At 73.3% G+C, this 19,483-nt stretch carries 20 protein-coding genes and 1 pseudogene; 9 read left to right on the top strand and 12 right to left on the bottom strand.

All coding sequences use genetic code 11. The features are described 5' to 3' along the window. From AB0I76_RS07175 to AB0I76_RS07150, 6 genes and pseudogenes are all read right to left on the bottom strand, one after another. The coding region (locus AB0I76_RS07175; RefSeq protein WP_357031013.1) for a GvpL/GvpF family gas vesicle protein at positions 1 to 154 on the bottom strand (154 nt) is incomplete at its 3' end. Positions 155 to 395: 241 nt separating this feature from the next. Further along, positions 396 to 611 (bottom strand): annotated as a pseudogene (gene gvpJ / locus AB0I76_RS07170) (gas vesicle protein GvpJ); the annotation flags it as partial. Further along, positions 608 to 1,822 carry an SRPBCC family protein gene (locus AB0I76_RS07165; protein ID WP_357031010.1) on the bottom strand — a complete coding sequence of 405 codons (1,215 nt, stop codon included), beginning with the start codon at positions 1,820 to 1,822 and terminating at the stop codon, positions 608 to 610. The gene AB0I76_RS07165 and the pseudogene gvpJ, both read right to left, overlap by 4 nt. A gap of 2 nt (positions 1,823 to 1,824) precedes the next feature. Continuing rightward, complete coding sequence (locus AB0I76_RS07160; RefSeq protein WP_357031007.1) at positions 1,825 to 2,319, bottom strand: hypothetical protein; 495 nt, start codon at positions 2,317 to 2,319, stop codon at positions 1,825 to 1,827. A 262-nt stretch (positions 2,320 to 2,581) separates the two neighbouring features. Continuing rightward, on the bottom strand, positions 2,582 to 3,091 hold the full coding sequence (locus AB0I76_RS07155; protein WP_357031004.1) for a GNAT family N-acetyltransferase: 510 nt from the start codon (positions 3,089 to 3,091) through the stop codon (positions 2,582 to 2,584). Between the two features lie 103 nt (positions 3,092 to 3,194). Continuing rightward, complete coding sequence (locus AB0I76_RS07150) at positions 3,195 to 4,136, bottom strand: hypothetical protein (protein WP_357031001.1); 942 nt, start codon at positions 4,134 to 4,136, stop codon at positions 3,195 to 3,197. A 195-nt stretch (positions 4,137 to 4,331) separates the two neighbouring features. Between AB0I76_RS07150 and AB0I76_RS07145 the strand changes: the two genes are divergently transcribed. Further along, positions 4,332 to 4,547 carry a hypothetical protein gene (locus AB0I76_RS07145; protein ID WP_357030998.1) on the top strand — a complete coding sequence of 72 codons (216 nt, stop codon included), beginning with the start codon at positions 4,332 to 4,334 and terminating at the stop codon, positions 4,545 to 4,547. A gap of 1 nt (position 4,548) precedes the next feature. On the opposite strand, the gene AB0I76_RS07140 is transcribed toward AB0I76_RS07145, so the two are convergent. The 4 genes from AB0I76_RS07140 to AB0I76_RS07125 form a co-directional block, all read right to left on the bottom strand. Then, positions 4,549 to 4,923 (bottom strand): DUF3263 domain-containing protein, encoded by a 375-nt coding sequence (locus AB0I76_RS07140; protein ID WP_357030995.1) that lies wholly within the window; start codon positions 4,921 to 4,923, stop codon positions 4,549 to 4,551. A 228-nt stretch (positions 4,924 to 5,151) separates the two neighbouring features. Further along, positions 5,152 to 6,168, bottom strand: coding sequence for an ABC transporter permease subunit (locus tag AB0I76_RS07135; RefSeq protein WP_357030992.1), 1,017 nt, complete (start codon positions 6,166 to 6,168; stop codon positions 5,152 to 5,154). Next, entirely contained in the window at positions 6,165 to 7,175 is a 1,011-nt protein-coding gene (locus AB0I76_RS07130) for an ATP-binding cassette domain-containing protein (protein ID WP_357030989.1), read from the bottom strand. Before AB0I76_RS07130 ends, AB0I76_RS07135 begins: the two co-directional genes overlap by 4 nt. A 100-nt stretch (positions 7,176 to 7,275) precedes the next feature. Further along, positions 7,276 to 8,061, bottom strand: a complete 786-nt coding sequence (locus AB0I76_RS07125) for a DeoR/GlpR family DNA-binding transcription regulator (protein ID WP_357030986.1) — start codon at positions 8,059 to 8,061, stop codon at positions 7,276 to 7,278. A gap of 198 nt (positions 8,062 to 8,259) precedes the next feature. On the opposite strand from AB0I76_RS07125, the gene AB0I76_RS07120 reads away from it, so the two are divergent. Genes AB0I76_RS07120 through nagA form a run of 3 tightly spaced genes read left to right on the top strand, consistent with a single transcriptional unit; the run spans position 8,260 to position 11,210 of the window. Continuing rightward, positions 8,260 to 9,189: a sugar isomerase gene (locus AB0I76_RS07120; protein ID WP_357030983.1), complete on the top strand. Its 930-nt coding sequence runs from the start codon at positions 8,260 to 8,262 to the stop codon at positions 9,187 to 9,189. Continuing rightward, positions 9,186 to 10,091, top strand: a complete 906-nt coding sequence (locus AB0I76_RS07115) for an ROK family protein (protein WP_357030980.1) — start codon at positions 9,186 to 9,188, stop codon at positions 10,089 to 10,091. The genes AB0I76_RS07120 and AB0I76_RS07115 overlap by 4 nt, the downstream gene beginning before the upstream one ends. 9 nt (positions 10,092 to 10,100) lie before the next feature. Then, a complete protein-coding gene (nagA, locus tag AB0I76_RS07110) occupies positions 10,101 to 11,210 on the top strand; it encodes an N-acetylglucosamine-6-phosphate deacetylase (RefSeq protein WP_357030978.1) in 1,110 nt (369 codons plus the stop codon). A gap of 231 nt (positions 11,211 to 11,441) precedes the next feature. Here nagA and AB0I76_RS07105 read toward each other — a convergent pair whose 3' ends face one another. Then, positions 11,442 to 12,653 (bottom strand): DUF4032 domain-containing protein, encoded by a 1,212-nt coding sequence (locus tag AB0I76_RS07105; protein WP_357030975.1) that lies wholly within the window; start codon positions 12,651 to 12,653, stop codon positions 11,442 to 11,444. A 110-nt stretch (positions 12,654 to 12,763) separates the two neighbouring features. On the opposite strand from AB0I76_RS07105, the gene AB0I76_RS07100 reads away from it, so the two are divergent. Together AB0I76_RS07100 and AB0I76_RS07095 are read left to right on the top strand one after the other, a co-directional pair. Continuing rightward, positions 12,764 to 13,531, top strand: coding sequence for a phosphatase PAP2 family protein (locus AB0I76_RS07100; protein WP_357030972.1), 768 nt, complete (start codon positions 12,764 to 12,766; stop codon positions 13,529 to 13,531). 11 nt (positions 13,532 to 13,542) lie between these two features. Beyond that, a complete protein-coding gene (locus tag AB0I76_RS07095) occupies positions 13,543 to 14,772 on the top strand; it encodes an APC family permease (RefSeq protein WP_357030969.1) in 1,230 nt (409 codons plus the stop codon). A 3-nt stretch (positions 14,773 to 14,775) separates the two neighbouring features. On the opposite strand, the gene AB0I76_RS07090 is transcribed toward AB0I76_RS07095, so the two are convergent. After that, on the bottom strand, positions 14,776 to 16,605 hold the full coding sequence (locus AB0I76_RS07090) for an NAD-binding protein (RefSeq protein WP_357030966.1): 1,830 nt from the start codon (positions 16,603 to 16,605) through the stop codon (positions 14,776 to 14,778). 91 nt (positions 16,606 to 16,696) lie between these two features. Here AB0I76_RS07090 and AB0I76_RS07085 point away from each other — a divergent pair, with 91 nt between their 5' ends. The 3 genes from AB0I76_RS07085 (at position 16,697) to AB0I76_RS07075 (ending at position 19,476) form a co-directional block, all read left to right on the top strand. Next, entirely contained in the window at positions 16,697 to 17,191 is a 495-nt protein-coding gene (locus tag AB0I76_RS07085) for an MSMEG_6728 family protein (RefSeq protein ID WP_357030963.1), read from the top strand. Positions 17,192 to 17,231: 40 nt separating this feature from the next. Then, positions 17,232 to 18,761 (top strand): FAD-dependent oxidoreductase, encoded by a 1,530-nt coding sequence (locus AB0I76_RS07080; RefSeq protein ID WP_357030960.1) that lies wholly within the window; start codon positions 17,232 to 17,234, stop codon positions 18,759 to 18,761. 271 nt (positions 18,762 to 19,032) lie between these two features. Beyond that, positions 19,033 to 19,476, top strand: coding sequence for an HNH endonuclease (locus AB0I76_RS07075; protein ID WP_357030957.1), 444 nt, complete (start codon positions 19,033 to 19,035; stop codon positions 19,474 to 19,476). The last annotated feature ends 7 nt before the right edge of the window (positions 19,477 to 19,483 follow it).

The following is a 19,483-nucleotide window of genomic DNA, read 5'->3' as shown; positions in this document are numbered from 1 at the left end:
CTTCGAGGGGCACCTCGCTCACCAGCGCCGCGAGTTCGCCGTGGCGGACCGCCGTGACCTCCCCCGGCGGGTCGCCGACCCCGGGGGCGTCCGGGGTCGGCTCCACGTCGGAGGGCACGATGCCGTAGACGAACAGTCCGGTCTCCTCGGCCATGTCAGCGCTCCTCGTCCCGCCGCCGTCGGGGACGGTCCCGTTCCCGGTCGCGGTCCCGTTCGCGGTCCTGGTCGCGACCGCCGGAGCCGAGTTCGCCGACGGCGTCCTTCACGGCACCGCCGATGGCGCCGACCGTGCTGCCCAACCCGGAGACGGCCTTGCCGGCACCGACCGCCCCGGTCGCCCCGTCGAGCAGGTCGGGCAGGCCCTTCTGGCCCTTCGGGGTGATGTCGAAGCGGTCGACCGCCTCGGCGAACCGCAGGTACGTCTCCACGCTGGCGATGACGATCCGGGCGTTGATCTCCAGGAGCTGGATGCCGACCACCGCCACCGACACCTGTGCGTCGATCACCACGCCCTTGTCCAGGACGGTTTCCACCACGTCGGCCAGATTCGAGCCAGCGCCACCCCGCTCGAGGGCGCCGCCGGCCTGGCTGGTGTTCGTCGCGACGGTCACTGGTCGCGCTCCTCACGTCGACGGCGGACGACCGGGCGACGCGGCGCCTCCGGGGCACGGCGGGACCGCGGCTCCTCCCGGGACCGGGGCTCCTCGCGGGGTCGCGGCTCCTCCCGGGGCTGGGGTCGACGGGCCCGCTCGGGAGCGCGGCGACGCGGCGGGGCCGGCTCCTCCTCGGGCTCCTCCTCGTCGTACCCCTCGTCGAAGTCCTCGCCCTCGTCGTACTCGTCGTACTCCTCCTCCGGAGGACGACGGCGCGCGGGCGGCCGACGGCGGGCGCGCTCGGCGGGCCGGCGCTCCTCGCGCTCCTCCTCGGGCTCCTCCTCCGGCTGCTCCTCGGCCTGCTCGGGTTCGGCGGCGGCCTTCTCACGGGCCTCCTGCTCCTCGCGGAGGGCGGTCTCGTGGTCCTTGACGACCTGGGAGTCCTCGATCTCGCCACGCCAGCCCTCGACCGAGTCCGGGTCGAGCACGGTTGAGGTCATCACGTGGCGGACGAAGTGCTTCAGCTCCAGCCGGGCCCGCCGCCCCTGGGCTCGCCACAGGTTGCCGGTGTGCTCGAAGAGGCCCTGCGGGTGGTACTCCAGCACCACCAGGATCCGGGTCAGGTCCGGTGACAGCTCGTGGAAGCTGACGGTGCCGTCGACCGAACCCTTCTCGCCCTTGGACCGCCAGTGGATCAGCTTGTCCGGGATCTGCCGGACGATCGTCGACTCCCACGTCCGGTGCGACCAGAAGACCTGCGCCTTCCAGGTCATCTTCTCGTCGGAGTCGTTCTCGGCCTGCTCGACCTTCTTCATGAAGCTCGGGAAGTCACCGAACTGGGTCCACTGGTTGTACGCGACCCGTACGGGAACCCCGACCTCGATCGTCTCGACGATGTTGGTGACCTTCTGCTTCTTGCCGCCACCCTTGCCGCCCTTGCCACCGCGGAAGGCCGCCATCACCTTCTCCTTACCGCCGGCCAACCCGGCATGGAACATCGCCTTCATCGGTGAGTCGCCCTGGGCGAGCTTCTGCGCGCCCGTCGCCGCGGCGATCAACCCCGGTCCACCGCCCTGCTGGGCGTAGTCGCTGAGCCGGCCGGTGGCGCCGGTGATCCGGTCGGTCACCACCTGGACGGCGCGTTCGCCGATCGCGTGCGCCAGATTGCGCACCTCACCGCCGAGCTGCGTTCGGACCCGGTCGCCGAGTCCACCCGTGTTCGGTGCCATGGTCACCGCCCCCGCTGCTTCTTGTCGGCGCCGGCACCCTCGGGCCGGGCGTCGCCGGACCCCTGGTCATCCTTGTTCTGCTGCTCGGCGCCGTCCTTGTTCTGCCGTCCGGCATCGCCGTCGTTCTGCTGCTCGGCATCGCCCTCGTTCTGCTGCTCGGCATCGCCCTCGTTCTGCTGTCCGGCACCGCCCTTGCGGCGCAGCGCGTCGGCGGAACCACGCAGCTTGCCACCGACCGCGTCGATGCCGCTGCCGGCGGCGGCGGTGGCGGCGGCCTTGGACGCCGCGACGAGGGGGCCACCGAGCCGGCCGAGGTTGCCCAGCTGCGGGGACGACTGCAGCAGCCGCGATCCGGCGTTCATCAGCCCGCCGGAGTTCTGGCTGGCCCGGCCGGCTGCGACGGCAGCCGCCAGCACCAGCGCCTTGCGCAGCTTGCGCCGACGGCCGAGCAGGTATCCGGCACCCACCGCCAGCCCGATTCGCGCTCCGTTGTTCATCAGTGCTCCTTCGCTCCCCGGGGCAGCGGCACCTGACCGGTGCAAGGCCGGGAAAGCAGCCACCGGGGAAACAGAAATGGCCCGCGATCAGGTGCCCGTCATCAGCGGACCCGGCAGGCAGTACCCGGCGACAAATGCGCGAAACATTTACGCGATGCGTGGGGGGAGGTATTCGGAGCTGCGGTCCAGCGCCGCAATACGGACAATCAAGCCGTCCTGAGCAGCCTGAACACCAAAGAGGAACGAAGGAGGAAAAGGACGCTCAGAGGGCGGGCGGCGTCGAATCGAGACAGATCTCGGCACGGACCTTGCCGTCATCCTCACGCAATTTCGCGCCGCACTTCTCAAGCACCTTCAGGGCCCCGTAATTGTCCGGAACGGTCTCGGCGACGACGAGCCGCATGCCGGCGGCGGCGGCCTCGTTCAGCAACTCGCGCAGCGCCGCCGGACCGATGCCCTGACCGCGGGCGGACCGACCGAGCCACATGCCGGTCTCCGCCGTGCCCGACTCGTCACACCGGGTCATCCTGATCATGCCGACCACCTCGCCGCCGGCCAGGATCGCGTACATCCGGGTCCGGGTGGGCCCGTCGAGGCCGCCGAAGCTGGCACGGTGGAACTCCCGGAACGCCTCCCGCCGGGCGTGCGACCAGCCGGCCGGAGCCTCCACCGGCGGCATCACGTCGCCGGGCTCCGCCTCGGCCGCCGCTACGGAGAGCAACGGCTCCAGGTTCCCTTCGTTCACCGGCTCCAACCGGACCGCACGCGTCACGTGCCGCAGTCTGCCGTCCCCACCGGCCCGAGTCCACCCCAATGAACGGCGAGTGGCGGTCCGGCGGCGGGTATGAGCCGGTCGGACGGCATGGTGTTCCGCCTCACGCTCCGCTGTCGCCGCGCCCGTCGGTGCCGAACTCGCAGAGCACCACCGAGGCGTCATCGACGGACTTGTACCGGCGCAGGCGGCCGGCGTGGTCCCGCTCGGCGGCGCGGACGCGACCGATCAGCGCCTCCGGCCCCTCGACGGTGACCACGTCCAGCAGCCCGGCCCAGTCGAGGAGACCGAACTGGTCGACCACCGCCGACGCGCCGTCACTGAGCAGGGCCGCGCGGCGCAGCGCACCAGGCCCCCGCAGCGGCACCGTCCCGGTCAACCCGTGGTACGCGGCGTCCGGGTCCGCCGCCGCCACCCAGTAGCCGTGGGTACGGTTCATCCGTTGCCGCTGGAGGTTCACGGCGTGCCGGAACCGGGCGGCCGGATCGGTCGGGTCCACCGGGATCGTCGCGGCGATCGCCCGCAGGTCCGACATCGCGGCGTCCAGCCGGTCGTCGGCCACCACCGTCACCCGGTCACCGGTGTCCAGCACCAGCGGGCTGTCGCAGAGCACCAGCCAGTCCACCTGGTCGCCGCCGTCCCGCAGCAGGCAGACCGTGCTCGACGGGGTGCCGGGGTGGTCCAGGTCGCACACACCGCCGTGATCGGCGCGTACCGCCAGGATCGCCGCCGCCAGGTTGCTGACCAGGGTCGCCGCCGGTCGGGCCGCCTCGGCCACCGCCAGCCGGGCGGCGAGGTGCCGCACGTACCAGGACGGCCCGTGCACGCAACCCGTGTCGAAACCCTCCGGGACCGTCGCCCCGTCGAGGACCCCCACCAGCGGGCCGACCTGGAAGACGACGTCCTCGTTGAGCGTGCGGCCCGGAGCCGCCACGGAGGCCGAGCGGACCCGCATCGTCCGGACCACCGCCGAGCGTCGGGGCTCGTCCACCGCCTCCGGCGCGCGGTAGCCCACCCGCGACCCGGCCGGGTCGGTCACTCCCATGGCCGCACCCTCCCTCCCCGTCCGCCGGTCCGCGGACGGACGACTCGCCTACCCACCTCGGTGCGGCACATGCTCGCCGCGTCCGTGCGCCCGGCGGTTGCTCCAACAGTCGGATACGCCCCGGTCACGCGTTGTAGCGTCGGCCTAAGGGCCGCCCACGGCGGGACCGTCGGTCGCGACAGGGGGAATCGCAGGATGTTGAAGCGCTTGCACGAGGCCGGAGTGACGGCCGAACACGCGTACGTGGCCGGGTTCGTCAGCATCGGGCTGTCGTTCACCAGCTGGTTCCTCTCCAGGCACCTGGAGAGGGCGGGCGTGGCGCGGGCCGACCGCTGGGGCATCTTCATCGGGGAGTGGGCGCCGACGTTCTTCGCCATCGGCAACGGCCTGCAGATGTACGAGAAGCACTGACTCAGCGCCGGCGGTTGCGGGCCCGCGACGAGCGCAGCCGACGCAGTCGACCGACCAGCAGCGGCTCGGCGGCCAGCGCGGCGGGATTGTCGAGGAGCCCGTTGAGCAGCTGGTAGTAACGCGTGGCCGAGAGGTCGAAGCGGTCCCGGATGGCCTGCTCCTTCGCACCGGCGTGCCGCCACCACTGCTGCTCGAAGTCGAGGATGTCGCGCTCCCGGTCGGTCAGCCCCGCCGAGGGCTCGGCCCCGGTGGTGGCGTCGGGCTCGGCGCTCGTGGCGTCCAGTTCGGCGGCGCCGCTCGCGAGTGTGGACTCGGGGGCGGAGCGGGGCGGGGGGACCGACGGCTCGGTGCGGACCGGGGCGGCGTCGGGCTGCATGGCGCTCCTCGCGAGGGCGGGCGGCGGCACGGTGACGCCAACCCGGGGACCCCACCCTAACCAGGGCCCCTCCAAACCGCATCCGCCCGATCCGGGCCGGTGTGAACCGTGACGTCGCAGCGGCACGTCGGCCGGCGTGTCGTGCCGCTGGCGCGTCACCGATCGGTCCGCCGGCCGCGGCGGCGGGTGCCCGGGGCCGGGGAGGGCCGTCCGGACACCCGCTACCGGTCAGGCGACGTCGCGCCGCCGCATGGCCCAGAGGGCCGCCCCGAGGATCAGGACCGCCCCGACACCCAGCAGCAGCGACGACTGCTGCCAGGTGATCTCCATGGTCTCCGGCTTGCACTCACCGAAGTAGGTCGCCTGGCAGGCGTCCCAGTTCTCCAGGACGACCTTCTTGCGCATCCACGCGATGGCGTACGTCGGCAGCAGCCACGCCTCGGCGAACTTGACGCCGGACAGGTCCAGCAGGATGCCCAGGCCGAACTGGCCGACCACCATCAGGGCGACCACCCCGCCGAGGGCCATCGCGGTGTGCCGCCCGAGCGACGCCAGCCCGAAGCCGACCACCGTCAGGACCACCACGAGCGCGATACCGCGCAGGCCGGTCAGGGCGAAGGACTGCCAGGCACCGGACGTCATCTTCTCGGTGGTGCCGCGCAGGTTGGCGACCAGCCAGAAGCTGCCGAACCACAGCGCCGTCGTGGTCACGGCCAGGGCGAACACGCCGGTGAGCAGGGCCGCCAGCTTCGTCAGGAGTACGGTCAGCCGCTTCGGCCGCCACAGCAGCAGGTTCATCATGCCGCCGGTACTCCACTCGGCCCCCACGAAGGAGGCGCCCACGATGAACCCGACGAGCGCCAGGATCGCGGCGAGTGGCAGCAGCGTAAAGCCGAAGTTCTCCCGGAAGTCGAAGGTGGACGGCAGGAACCACTGCGCCTCGATGGCCTCCCGTGGCGGTGGCGTGATCATCGAGCAGTCGTCCGGGTACCGGCCGGGCTCGGCATTGCCGCTCGCCTTCGCCGCCTCGCAGGCGACCTTTTCCTGCTCGGCCCAGCGCACCTGCTCCTGGTACTGCTGCTCCGCCCTCCGCTCGGCGCCCGCGAGCGCGTCGGCGTCGATCTTCTCGTTGGTGACGAAGATCCCGACGACGACCGCGGCGAGCACCAGCAGGCCGAGGACCGTCATCCAGCGGGTGAAGCGCCGCTTGGCGAGCCGGCGCAGCTCCGTACGGTAGAGACTCACGCGCCCCAACCTCCCCCGGTGCCGCCGGACTGGCCCGGCTCACCGACCTTCGTGGACTGGTCGACCTGGCGGTGCTGGCCGGGAACCGGCGCGGTGGCGGTCAGTTCGAGGAAGACGCTCTCCAGGTCGACCGCGACCGGGGCCAGTTCGCTGACGTACAGGCCCTGCTCGGCGAGGAGCCGGGTCACGGTCGCCGGCTTGTCGACGCCGGCGAGCATCAGGTGGTCCGGCTGCCCGGTGACACGGATGCCGGCCCGGCTCAGCGTCTCCGCCGCGGCCGGCAGGTCGGTGACCGCCTCGAGGCGGATCCGGACCGCGCCGGAGGAGTGCTGCGCGAGCACCTCCTCGACCGGGCCGAACGCGACGCGGCGGCCGAGCGAGATGATCGTGACCGAGTCGCAGATGAGTTGGATCTCGCCGAGGATGTGGCTGGACAGCACCACCGTCATGCCCGAGGCGGCGAGGTCTCGCATCAGCGAGCGCATCTCCCGGATGCCGCCCGGGTCGAGACCGTTGGCCGGCTCGTCGAGGATCAGCAGCTTCGGGTTCTTGAGCAGCGCCGACGCGACCGCGAGCCGCTGCTTCATGCCGAGCGAGTACGTCTTGACCCGCTCACCGGCCCGGTCGCGCAGCCCGACCAGCTCCAGCACCTCGTCGACCCGCTTGGCGGGCACCTCGCCGGCGCCGGCCAGCAGGGACAGGGTGTCCCGGGCGGTGAAGTGCGGGAAGAACTGCGGGCTCTCCACGATCGCGCCGACCTGGCCGGCGACCGTGGGCAGCGCGGCCGGCACCTCGTGGCCGAGGATCGCCATCCGCCCACCGTCGGGGCGGATCAGGCCGAGCAGGGTCCGCAGGGTGGTCGTCTTGCCGGACCCGTTGGGGCCGAGGAAGCCGTGCACCTGCCCGGCCTCGACCCGCATGTCGAAACCGTCCAGCGCGTTGCGGGTGCCGCGCCGACGGCTCTTGTACGTCTTGCGTAGACCTTCGATCTCCAGGACAGCTGGCAAGCTGCACCTCCCCCGATGGTGTGGGTGACGCCAGACACCATACGCGGTATACCCCGCAGGACAATACCCGGTATGCATCGACACGCCGATGCATCCGGCGTCAGGCGCAGATGACGTGGACTCCGGCGGCGCGGAACGCCTCGACCACCTCGGGAGCGGCCCCGGAATCGGTGACCAGCGTCTCCACCCGGTCCACCGGACAGATCCGGGCGAACGCGTGCCCGCCGAGCTTCGACGAGTCGGCGATGATGACCACGCGCTTCGCCCGGGCGACCATCAGGTTGTTCATCGCCGCCTCGCCCTCGTGGTGGGCGGCGGCCCCGAGCTGCGGGTCGATGGCGTCCACACCGAGCAGGGCCACGTCCAGGGTGACCTCCCGCAGCAGGGCACCGCCCAGCGGGCCGACCAGCTCGAACGACTTGGGGCGGACCACACCTCCGGCCACCACCACCTTCATCCGCGAGCGGACCAGCAGTTCGTTGGCGATGTTCAGGGCGTTGGTGACGACGGTGAGCTGGGCACCCTCGGCGCTGGTGTTCAGGTCCGGGCGGACCGCGAGGGCGCGCGCGACCTCGGTGCTCGTGGTGCCGCCGTTGAGGCCGACCACGGTGCCCGGGGTCACCAGCGCGGCGGCTGCCGCCCCGATCCGTTGCTTCTCCGCCGAGTGCTTGGCGGTCTTGTAGCGCAGCGGCAGGTCGTAGGAGACGCCGTTGGCGACCGCGCCACCCCGGGTGCGGGTGATCATCTGCTGCTGGGCGAGCTGGTCGAAGTCACGCCGGATGGTGGCCTGGGAGACGTCGAGCCGCCCGGCGGCCTCCTCGACGCTGACCCGGCCGTTGTCGGTCAGCATTTCGAGCAGGGCGTTCCATCTGGCGTAGCGGTCCACCCAGACCCTCCCAGTTACTGCACAGTCGGTGATTGATTGCGTGCACAGTAGTGCGCGAAACTACGAGTGCGCAAAACCCTGACCTGCGCGGTCGCGGGGCCGGTTGCCACCGCCCCCGGGTCTCGCGCAGAATGACGCGCGAAAGACGGGTCAAACGAGCCGTATTGCGCAGCGCTCCCCTGCGGAGGAGAGTTTCCCATGTCGTACGTCGACGCGGAGATCGCGAGCCAGCCCGACTGCTGGCGGGAGGCGGCGCACCTGGCCGCCACCGTCGGCACGCACCTCCCGCGCCGGGGGGAGCGGGTCGCCGTCGTGGGGTGCGGCACGTCCTGGTTCATGGCGATGGCGTACGCGGCCCGCCGCGAAGCCGCCGGCCAGGGCGAGACCGACGCCTTCCAGGCGTCCGAGTTCCCCGCCGGTCGCCGCTACGACCGGCTCGTCGCGATCACCCGCTCCGGCACCACCACCGAGGTCACCGAGCTGCTCGCCGCGCTGCGCGGCCAGATGCCCACGACCGTCCTGGTCGGCGACCCCGCCTCGCCCGCCGTGGAGCTGGCCGACGCCGCGGTCACCATGCCCTTCGCCGACGAGCGCTCGGTGGTGCAGACCCGCTTCGCGACGACCGCGCTGGCCCTGCTCCGCGCCCACCTCGGCGACAACATCGCCGCGCTGTCCGCCGACGCGGAGGTGGCCGTGCGGGCCCCGCTGCCGATCGACCCGACCACCATCGGTCAGGTCACCTTCCTCGGTCGCGGCTGGACGGTGGGCCTGGCCCACGAGGCCGCGCTGAAGTGCCGTGAGGCGGCCACCTTCTGGGCCGAGGCCTACCCGGCGATGGACTACCGGCACGGCCCGATCTCGGTCGCCGCCCCCGGTCGGCTGGTGTGGGCGTTCGGCGAGCTGCCGGACGGCCTCCCGGAGGACGTGGCGGCGACCGGCGCGGCGTTCGTGCACAGCCGCACCCACGGCTGCCGCACCGTGCTCGGGAGCTGGGCCGCCGGACGTACGCCGGTCGACCCGATGGCCGACCTGATCCTCGCCCAGCGCTTCGCCGTCGCCCTGGCCACCAGCCGCGACCTCGACCCGGACGCGCCGCGGCACCTGACCCGCTCCGTGGTTCTCGCGTGACCGATCTCGTCGTCGCGCTCGACGTCGGCGGCACCGGGATGAAGTGCGCCCTGGTCCGCCCGGATGGCACCCCCGTGCACACCGAGCGGCATCCCACCGACGCCGGGCGCGGTCCGGACGCCGTGGTCGACACGATCCTGGAGGTCGCCGAAGGGCTGGCCGGCAAGGCCCGCGCCGAGGGACACACGCCGGTGGCGGTCGGCGTCGCCGTGCCGGGCGTCGTCGACGAGGCCGCCGGGGTGGCGGTCTGGTCGGCGAACGTGGGCTTCCGGGACGTACCGCTGCGGGACCTGGTGGGCGCGCGGCTCGGCCTGCCGGCGGCGCTCGGCCACGACGTGCGCGCCGGCGGCCTCGCCGAGGCCCGCCTGGGAGCCGGACGCGACGCCGGGCACGTGCTCTTCGTCGCGATCGGCACCGGCATCGCCGCCGCCCACGTGGTCGACGGGTCGGCCGTCACCGGCGCGCACGGCGCCGCCGGGGAGATCGGCCACATCCTGGTACGCCCCGACGGGCCCCGCTGCGGCTGCGGCCGACCCGGCTGCCTGGAGGCGGTGGCGTCCGCCTCGGCGATCGGCCGCCGCTACACGGAGCTGGCCGGTGTCACGGTGACCGCCGCCGAGGTGGCCGAGCGGGCCGCGGGCGGCGAGGAGCTGGCCGGGCGGGTGTGGCGAGAGGCCGTCGAGGCGCTGGCGGACGGGCTCGCCACCGGCCAGGCCCTCTTCGACGTGGAGACGATCGTCGTCGGCGGCGGACTGGTCCGGGCCGGCGCCCAGCTGCTCGACCCGCTGCGTGCCGCCGTGCACGAGCGGATGACGTTCCACCGGGAACCGCGCCTGGTCGCGGCGGCCCTCGGCGACGAGGCAGGCTGTCTCGGCGCGGCCCTGCTCGCCCTCGACAGTTAAGGAGACGTGATGGCCCTTCGGGTGAACGGCAAGGTGGTGACCCCGACCGGTGTCATCCGGCAGGGCTGCGTGGAGCTGGACGGCGACCGGATCAGCGCGGTGGCCGAGTACCCGTCGGTGCGCGACGGCCACTGGATCCTCCCCGGCTTCGTGGACATCCACACCCACGGCGGGGGCGGGCACACCTTCACCACCGGCGACGCCGAGCAGGCCCGTGCGGCGGCCGGCTTCCACCTGCGGCACGGCACCACCACCCTCCTGGCCAGCCTGGTCAGCTCGCCGTTCGCGCTGATGCGCGACGCCACCGCCGCGTACGCCCCGCTGGTCCGCGAGGGCGTGCTCGCCGGGATCCACTTCGAGGGGCCCTACCTGTCGGCGGCCCGCTGCGGCGCGCAGAACCCGGAGTTCCTCCGTGACCCGTCGACCGACGAGCTGGCCGAGCTGATCGAGCTGGGCGACGGCGCGGTCCGCATGGTCACCCTGGCGCCCGAGCGGGACGGCGCGCTGGAGGCCATCAAGCTGCTGACCGGCCGGGGCGTGGTGGCCGCCGTCGGGCACACCGACGCCACGTACGACCAGACCCGCGCCGCCGTGGCGGCCGGCGCGAGCGTCGGCACCCACCTTTTCAACGGGATGCGCCCGGTGCACCACCGCGAGCCCGGCCCGGTCGTGGCGCTGCTGTCCGCCCCGAACGTCGTGTGCGAGCTGGTCGCCGACGGGGTGCACCTGCACGACGGCATGCTGGCCTTCGCGAGCACGACCGCCGGCCCCGACCGGACCGCGCTGATCACCGACGCGATGGCCGCCGCCGGTATGCCCGACGGGGAGTACGAGCTGGGTGGCCAGGCCGTGTCCGTCGCCGACGGGGTGGCCCGGCTGGCCCGCGACGGTGCGATCGCCGGCAGCACCCTGACCATGGACGCGGCGCTGCGGCACGCGGTCGACGCCGGCATCCCGATGGCCGACGCGACCCGGATGGTGGCGACCACGCCGGCCCGCGCGATCGGGCTCGGCGACCGGCTCGGCGCCCTCCAGATCGGGCTCCGCGCCGACCTGGTCGTCCTCGACGACGACCTCAACGTGGTGCGGGTGATGCGCGGCGGCTCCTGGGTGGAGTGACTGGGATGAGCCCCCACCGCGCCGGCAGTCACATCTGGTCGCCGGCCGCTGTCGAGCTGCCCCATCTGTGGGGCAGAAGGTGCTGCGGGTAGGACGGCCCGACCACGGCGACCATCGCTCGCCCAGGCACGTGCCGTTCTCGCACCGCCCCACCTGTGGGGCAGCTCGACAGCGGGGCGCACACAACGCGGTCGCAGGTAGCCGGCACTGCCGGCCTGGCGGACCAGCGGGTCAGCCCGCGGCCGGGACCTCGACGCCGAGGACGGCCTGCTCGTCGGGGCGGTGCGCGAGCACGTTGGACAGGTACGACTGCACGGCCGGGGCCATGCCGACGTCCCGGCCGGCCTTCTCGGACAGCAGCCACTTGTGCTCGATGATCTGCGCGAAGATCTCCTGCGGCTCGAGCTTCCGGCGCAGGTTCGCGGGGACCGCCCGGACGACCGGTTCGAAGACCTCGGTCAGCCAGCGGTGGGCGGCCTGCTGCTCGTCGGTCAGGTCGCTCTCGGCCCGGTACGCGTCGAGGTCGTTGAGGAGCCGCCGGGCCTGGTTCTCCTCGGCGTCCAGGCCGGTGAGCCGGAGCAGCCGCCGGGTGTGGTAGCCGGCGTCGACCACCTTCGGGCGGATCAGGTAACGCCCGTCGTCGATCGTCGACATGGCCACCTCGGCGACGTCGAAGCCCATCTCGTTGAGGCGGCGGATGCGGCCCTCGATGTCGTGCCGGGCCTCCCGCTCGACCTGCTGCTCGTAGGTGATCTCGTGCCAGAGCCGCTCGTAGCGCTGCACGACCTCCTCGCAGACCACCTCCGGGTCGATCGACTCGTGCAGCAGGCCGGCGGCCTGCAGGTCGAGCGCCTCACCGAAGATGTTGACCCGGGCGATCTCCAGGTCCTCGCCACGCTGCCCGTTGGACAGCGAGCTGTGCAGGGCGCCCGTCTCGGCGTCGACCAGGTACGCGGCGAAGGCCCCGGCGTCCCGCCGGAACAGCGTGTTCGACAGTGAGCAGTCGCCCCAGAAGAAGCCGGTCAGGTGCATCCGCACGATCAGCGCGGCCAGCGCGTCGAGCAACCGACCCATCGTCTCCGGCCGCAGGGTGTGCGAGAAGAGCGCCCGGTACGGCAGCGAGAACTGCAGATGCCGGGTGATCAGCACCGACTCGAGGGGTTGCCCGTCCTCGGTCTGCCGGTCGGCGACGATCGCCACCGCCTCGACCGACGGAAAGTCGATCCGCTCCAGGGCGCGCAGCAGGTCGTACTCCCGCTCGGCGATCCGCTCGCGGGTCTCCTTGAACGCGTACACGTAGTCACCGAGCCGGACGAACCGGACGATGTGCCGGGAGATGCCCTGGGGCAGCGCCACCAGGTGCTGGGCAGGCCACTCCTCCAGCGGCGTCGACCAGGGGAGGTCGAGCAGCGCCGGGTCGACGAGGGCCGAGGTGATCCGCACGCGGACAAGTGTGACGGTTGTCCCCGCGGAGCGCCGCTTTTCGTGGCTGGGCACACAGGGCCCCCGGCCCGTCCCGGTCGGGCCTCGCGGGTGGCCGGTAGCGTGGTCGCGTGCGGGAAACCACGACGGTACGGCCGAAGCCACTGCTCCGGCCGGTCCGCCCGGCCGGCTGGTGGTTCGACGTTCTGCTGCTCGCCGGGCTGGTGCTGCTCACCGTCGCCCTCGCCAACGGTCACCTCTTCGGTCTCGACCGCGCGATCGCCGACTGGTCCGACGCGCACCGCCCTCCGGTGGCGTACTGGGTCGCCCGGATCCTCAACTACCTCGGGCAGGGCACTCCGCTGACGCTGATCGCCGCCGGGCTGGGCCTCCTGCTGGCGGTCCGGCTCCGGTCGGTCCGTCCGCTGCTGCCGCCGGTCGTCGCGTTCGCGTTCACCTACCTGACGATCGGCCCGCTCAAGGTGTGGACGGCCCGGCCGGCGCCCAGCGCCGCCACCCGCGAGCCGTTCCTGCCACCGGAACGGACCCTCCCGCTCTTCCAGGACGACCTGCCGCTGCGCTTCGCCCAGTCCTACCCGTCCGGGCACGTCGCCAACGCCATCGTCTGGTACGGGGTGATCGCCCTGCTGCTCGCCCCCTTGCTGCGCGGCTACGGACGCACGATGCCGCCCCGACTGGTCACCGTGGTCCGGATCGTCCCGCCGCTCGTGGTGCTCACCACGACCACCTACCTCGGCTGGCACTGGCTGACCGACTCGGTGGCCGGACTGCTGCTCGGCCTCCTGCTGGACCGGCTGCTGCACCGGGCGCCCTGGGACGACCTGCCGCTACCGAGGGCGCTCGACCGCTGGAACCGGCCGTTCACCTCGTACCCCTAGGGTTGTCGGTCGTGGATCAACTGGCGCGCCGGCTGGGCGTACGCGACGCGGTCGTCATCGGTCTGGGCTCGATGCTCGGCGCGGGCGTCTTCGTGGTCTTCGCCCCTGCCGCGGCGGCGGCCGGGGGTGTCGGGCTGCTGGCGGCGCTGGCGCTCGCCGGCTTCGTCGCCTTCTGCAACGCGACCAGTTCGGCGCGGCTCGCCGCCCGCTACCCGGAGTCCGGCGGCACGTACGTCTACGGGCGGGAGCGCCTCGGCCCGTTCGCCGGGTTCCTGGCCGGCTGGGGGTTCGTGGTCGGCAAGACGGCGAGCTGCGCGGCGATGGCGCTGACCATCGGGGCGTACCTGTGGCCGGGCCAGGCCCGGCTCGTCGCGGTCGCCGCCGTCGTCGCGGTGACCGCCGTCAACCTGCGTGGCGTCGCGAAGACCGCGACCGCGACCCGGGTCCTGGTCGTCGTCGTCCTGGCGATCCTGGCGGTGGTGGCCGTGGTCGGTGCGACCGACTTCTCCGTCGGCCGGCTCGCCGACACCGACGGCGCCGGCCGGGGCGTGCTCACCGCAGCCGGACTGCTCTTCTTCGCCTTCGCCGGGTACGCGCGGGTCGCCACCCTCGGCGAGGAGGTCCGCGACCCGGAACGGACGATCCCCCGGGCGGTGCCGCTCGCACTCGGCATCGTGCTGGCGATCTACCTGGTGCTCGCCGTGATCGCGCTCGGCGTCCTCGGGCCGGACCGGCTCGCCGGGTCCGCCGCGCCGCTGGCCGACGTGGTGAGCGCCGCCGGGCTGCCCGGCCTGGCCTGGGTGGTTCGCGCCGGGGCGGCCGTCGCGGTGACCGGGGTGCTGCTCTCCCTGCTGGCCGGGGTCGGCCGAACCACCCTGGCGATGGCCCGCCGCCGCGACCTGCCCGGCACGCTGGACGCCGTGCACCCGGTCCACCGGGTGCCGCACCGGGCCGAGTTGGCGGTGGCCGCGGTGGTGATCGTCGTGGTGCTGCTCGGCGACGTGCGGGACGCCATCGGGTTCTCCAGCGTCACGGTGCTGGTCTACTACGCGATCACGAACGCGGCGGCGCTGACCCTGGGCCGGGAGCCCGCGCGGAAGCTGCCGGTGCAGGCGCTGGCCGCGCTCGGGCTGGCCGGCTGCCTGCTGCTCGCGGTCAACCTGCCGCTGTCGAGCGTGCTCGCCGGCTTCGGGGTCCTCGCCGTCGGCGCGGCCGGCTACGCCCTCCGCCGACGATCCTGACGCTCAGTCCTCCGCCTCGCGCGGCCCCGGCAGGCCGGCCGGTCGCGGCGGCGTGCCCGCCGGACGCGGGGACGCGCCGGGAGGCGGCGGGGGCTCCGGTGGGGCGGTCTCGCGGAGCAGGGCGTTCAGCCCGGCCCGGCGGGCCACCACGGTCAGCCGGTCACCGGCCACGATCACCAGGCGCCGGTCGGGCGCCCAGTCGTACTTCTGGCCGGCGCGGGCGTGCGCCAGCAGCCGTACGCTCTCCGGGCGGTCCACCGCCCCGAGTGCCCGGCCGTCCAGTTCGGAGCCGGCCGCCACCGAGACCTCCGTGACCAGGAGCGCGTGCCGGCCCACCGGGATGGTGGCGAGCACCGCCCGGTCCAGCAACGCGGCGACGAACGAGGGCGCGGCCAGGTACGACACGCTGCGCGAGATGCCGATACCGAAGGCCCGCTGGACGCGTTCGGCGAAGTCGCCGTCGAACAGGCGCAGCACCACCCGCAACTCGTCGGTGAGGGCCCGGCCGTTGAGGGCCGCCCGCAGGTTGGCGCCGTCGTCGGTCGACACCACCACCAGCGCCTGGCAGCTCTCGACCGACGCCACCCGCAGCGTCTCCTCCAGGGCCGCGTCCCCCACCACGACCGGTACGCCGAGCCGCCGGGCCAACGGCACGCCTCGCGCGTTGGGGTCCTTGTCGATCGCCACCACCTCGACGCCGAAGTCGCAGAGCTGGGCCATCACCCGCATGCCGATGTTGCCCAGCCCGACCACCACGACGTGCCCCGAGCGCTCCGGCAGGATGCGGCCCGTGTGCAGGGCGAGCCGCGCGTTGACGATGCCGTCGACGACCACGGCCGTGATCAGGGGGATCAACGCCAGCCCGGCCAGGTTGAGCACCACCTGCATGACCTGCTGGGCAACCGGCTTGCCCGGCTCCGGATCCTGCCCGCTCAACGTGGTGACGAGCGTCAGGTAGAGCGCCTGACCCAGACTCACGTGGGCGGTGCCCGCGTACAGCCCGCCGAGGGCGGCGATCACCGCGAGCAGGACGAGCACCGCGATGCCGATCTTGCGGGTGGCGAAGCTGCGGACCGCGCGGACCAGCATCACGACCGGACGACGCCGGCGCCGCGCCCGGCGCAACCGGCGCGCGGCCAGCTCGGTCCCCGGGGGCGCGCCCGTGGCCTCGGCGAGCACCACGTCCGCGTCGCCCTCGTCGGCCGGGAGCACCCGGACCTCCTGCGCGTCCCGGGTGTCGGCGATCGCGCACACCACGTCGTCCGGGTGGACGTCGTCTGGCCGCGCCACGTACAGGGTGCGCCCACCGTGCCGGAAGTGCGTCGGAGCGACCTCGCCGAGCGCCGCGGCCACGAAGGCCGGCGCCGCCATTGACGCGTCGGACAGCACCGCCGAGTCCGGGAAGATCTGCCGGACCCCGTTGGCCAGGCTCGTGTTGAACATCCGCACCACCAGCCGCAGCCGGGGCTCGACCTCCTGGGCGCAGAGCGCGGCGTGCATGTTGCCCACGTCGTCCTGGTGCAGCAGGGCGAGCCCGTCGGCCCCGGCCAGGCCGGCGCGGCGGAACGTCACCTCGTCCAGCCGGTCGGCGCGGACCACCTCGACGCCCTCGATGTCCCGCCCGTCCGGGCTGTCCGTACGCCGGCGCTCCGGCACCACCAGCGTGATCCGGATCCCGCCGCTCTGCACCTCGGTGGCGAGCAGCGCCTTGACCACCCAGTACGCCAGGGCGTCGTGGCCGCAGATCACGTAGTGCGCCCTGGGATCCCCGTTGACCCAGCGCCGGCCGGCCCGGCGCGCGCGATCGAGGAGGGGCTCCGCCATGCGCCGCATGGTAGTCACCCGGTCGCAACGCGCGCTGCCCCCTGATCATGAACGCTGGTCGCCGGAGCATGTCGCGCCCCGCGACGGGTAGAGCAGCGGTATGCAGACGTTCCTCCCGTACCCGGACTTCCTGGCCAGCGCACGGACGCTGGACCAGAAGCGGCTGGGCAAGCAGCGGGTGGAGACGATCCAGGTGCTGCGCGGCCTCACCCGCCCGGCGTACGGGTGGCGCAACCACCCGGCGGTGAAGATGTGGGCCGGGTACGAGGAGGCCCTGACCCGGTACGGGCTGGACATGTGCGCGGTCTGGTGTGAGCCCGGCCGGGCGGACACCTGCGCCGCCACGATGACGACCGACCTCGCCGCCGCGTGCGGCCTGACCCGGGTCCGCACCCAGGGGGAGCTGGCCGCCGCCGGTGAGCTGCCGCCCTGGCTGGGCCGGGAGGAGCTGCATCTCAGCCACCGCTCGTCGCTGCTGCGCAAGGACCCCGAGCACTACCGGCCGCTCTTCGACGACGACGTGCCTCCCGACCTCGAGTACGTCTGGCCCGCCTCCGACCGCGAACGACGGTGTCTGCTGCCGTCGGACGGCTGACCGGGCAGACTGGAGGCCACATCGGGCGAAGAAGGTGCACATGGCGTTGTCGCAGGTGTTCGGTCGGCTCATCGGCGTACGCGAGCACGAGGTGGATCCCGGCGGCGGTGGCGCCTCCCGTGTGCCGCAGCCGGTCACGGCGGTGGTGGTCGGCGGCGGGATCGCCGGCATGTCGGCGGCCGTGGTGCTCGCCGAGCGGGGCGTCGACGTGACGGTGCTGGAGGCCGCCCCGACCCTCGGCGGCCGGCTCGGCGCCTGGCCGGAGGAGCTGCCCGACGGGCCGCAGCAGAACGAGCACGGCTTCCACGCGTTCTTCCGGCAGTACTACAACTGGCGGTCCATCCTGCGCCGCGTCGACCCTCACCTGGGCTTCCTCAAGCCGATCCCGGGCTACCCGATCCTCAGTGAGCGGTGGCCGACCGAGGAGTTCGGCAAGCTGCCGCCCGCCCCGCCGGCGAACCTCCTCGCGCTGCTGCTGCGCAGCCCGAGCCTGCGCCTGGGCGACCTGCGCGGCATGGACCGGGACGCCGCCCTGCCGCTGCTCACCTACGATCCGGTGCGCACGTACGCCGAGTTCGACGACACCACCGCCGACGAGCTGCTCACCTCGCTGAAACTGCCGGACCGGGCGCGCGCGATGCTCTTCGAGGTCTTCTCCCACTCGTTCTTCAACCACGAGGCCGAGATGTCGGCCGCCGAGATGATCGCCCAGTTCCACTTCTACCTGCTGGGCAACCCGGAGGGGCTGGCCTTCGACTGCCCGGACGAGGACTACGCGACCGCGATCTGGCAGCCGCTGACCCGGCACGTGGAGAAGCACGGCGGCCGGGTGATGACCGGGGCGGCGGCCACCGCGCTGACCCGCGACGCCGCCGGGTGGCGGGTGGAGACCGCGGACGGCACGTCGTACCCGGCCGGGCACGTCGTGCTCGCCGTCGACCCGCCCGCGCTCGCCGCGCTGGTCGCGGCCTCCCCCACGCTCGCCGAGGTCGCTCCCGAGTTGGCGGCGCGGATGCCCGCGTTCGGCCAGGCCGGTCCGCCGTACGCGGTGGCGCGCTACTGGTGTGACGGGGACGTGAACCCGGACCGGGCGGTGTTCAGCGGGGTGTCCCGGCAGCCGACGCTGGACTCGGTGACCCTCTACCACCGGCTGGAGAACGAGTCCCGCCGCTGGGCCGAGCGCACCGGCGGCTCGGTGGTCGAGCTGCACGCGTACGCCTGCGAGCCGGGCGTGCCCGCCGAGGAGCTGGCCGAGCGGATGCGCGCCGAGCTGACCGCGCTCTGGCCGGAGACGGCCCGACTGCGGGTGCGGGAACTGCGGGCGCGGGTGGAGGCGCAGGCGCCGGCCTTCACTCCCGGCAGTCACGCCTGGCGGCCGGGGGTACGCACCGACGTCGACGGTCTCTACCTGGCCGGGGACGGGATCCGGACGGAGTTCCCCAGTGCGCTGATGGAACGTTCGGCGGCCACCGGCATCCTCGCCGCGAACCACATCCTGCGGGCCACCGGCGGCGCGGCCGAGCCGGTCCGCTCGATCCGTCCCCGGGGGCTGCTCGCCCGGCGCGGCTGAACCGCATCGAAATCCGTTGCCCGCCCCAGCGGGCCGACCTACCGTGATCATGCAAGGCCGACCACCGTTCCGGGAGATCAGCATGTCGATGTCGCACGACACCCTCGTGCCGTCGACGCTGCCCGTCGGCGGTCGGTGCAGCGATGACCCCGGGGACGGCCGGCCCGACTGACGTGTACGACGACACGACGTCGAGCCGCCCGTTCCCACCCGGGGAGCGGGCGGCTCTTCCGTTGCCCGGGCCCCGCACGACTCATGGAAGGAGACACCGGTGGACGCCGTCCTCGTCGTCAACGCCGACCTCGGCCCGCTGCACCGGGTCACCGTCCAGCACGCGATCCGGATGCTCTGCCGCCGGGTCGCCGAGATCCACGAGGCCGAGCCGGACCAGGTGATCGGTGTCTTCCCGATGCCCCGGGTCGTCCGGCTGGTCCGGTACGTCGTCACCCGCTGGCGGTTCAGCTCCGGCCCGGCCTGGTCCCGCGCCGGCGTGCTGCGGCGGGACGGGCGGTGCTGCGCGTACTGCGGCGGGACGGCGACCACGATCGACCACATCCTGCCCCGCTCGCGCGGTGGCCGGAACACGTGGCGGAACACCACCGCCGCCTGCTACGCGTGCAACCAGCGCAAGGGCGACCGCACGCCGGACGAGGCGGGCATGCCGCTGCGCCGGGAGCCGGTGACGCCGAGTTGGGCGGCGCTGGCGGGGCGGTGAGGTGACC

The organism is Micromonospora sp. NPDC049799, assembly GCF_040656655.1.
In the GTDB taxonomy this organism is placed as follows: Bacteria; Actinomycetota; Actinomycetes; order Mycobacteriales; family Micromonosporaceae; genus Micromonospora.
The sequence above is the reverse complement of the archived record's forward strand: the minus strand, read 5'-3'. Positions and strand labels throughout refer to the sequence as shown.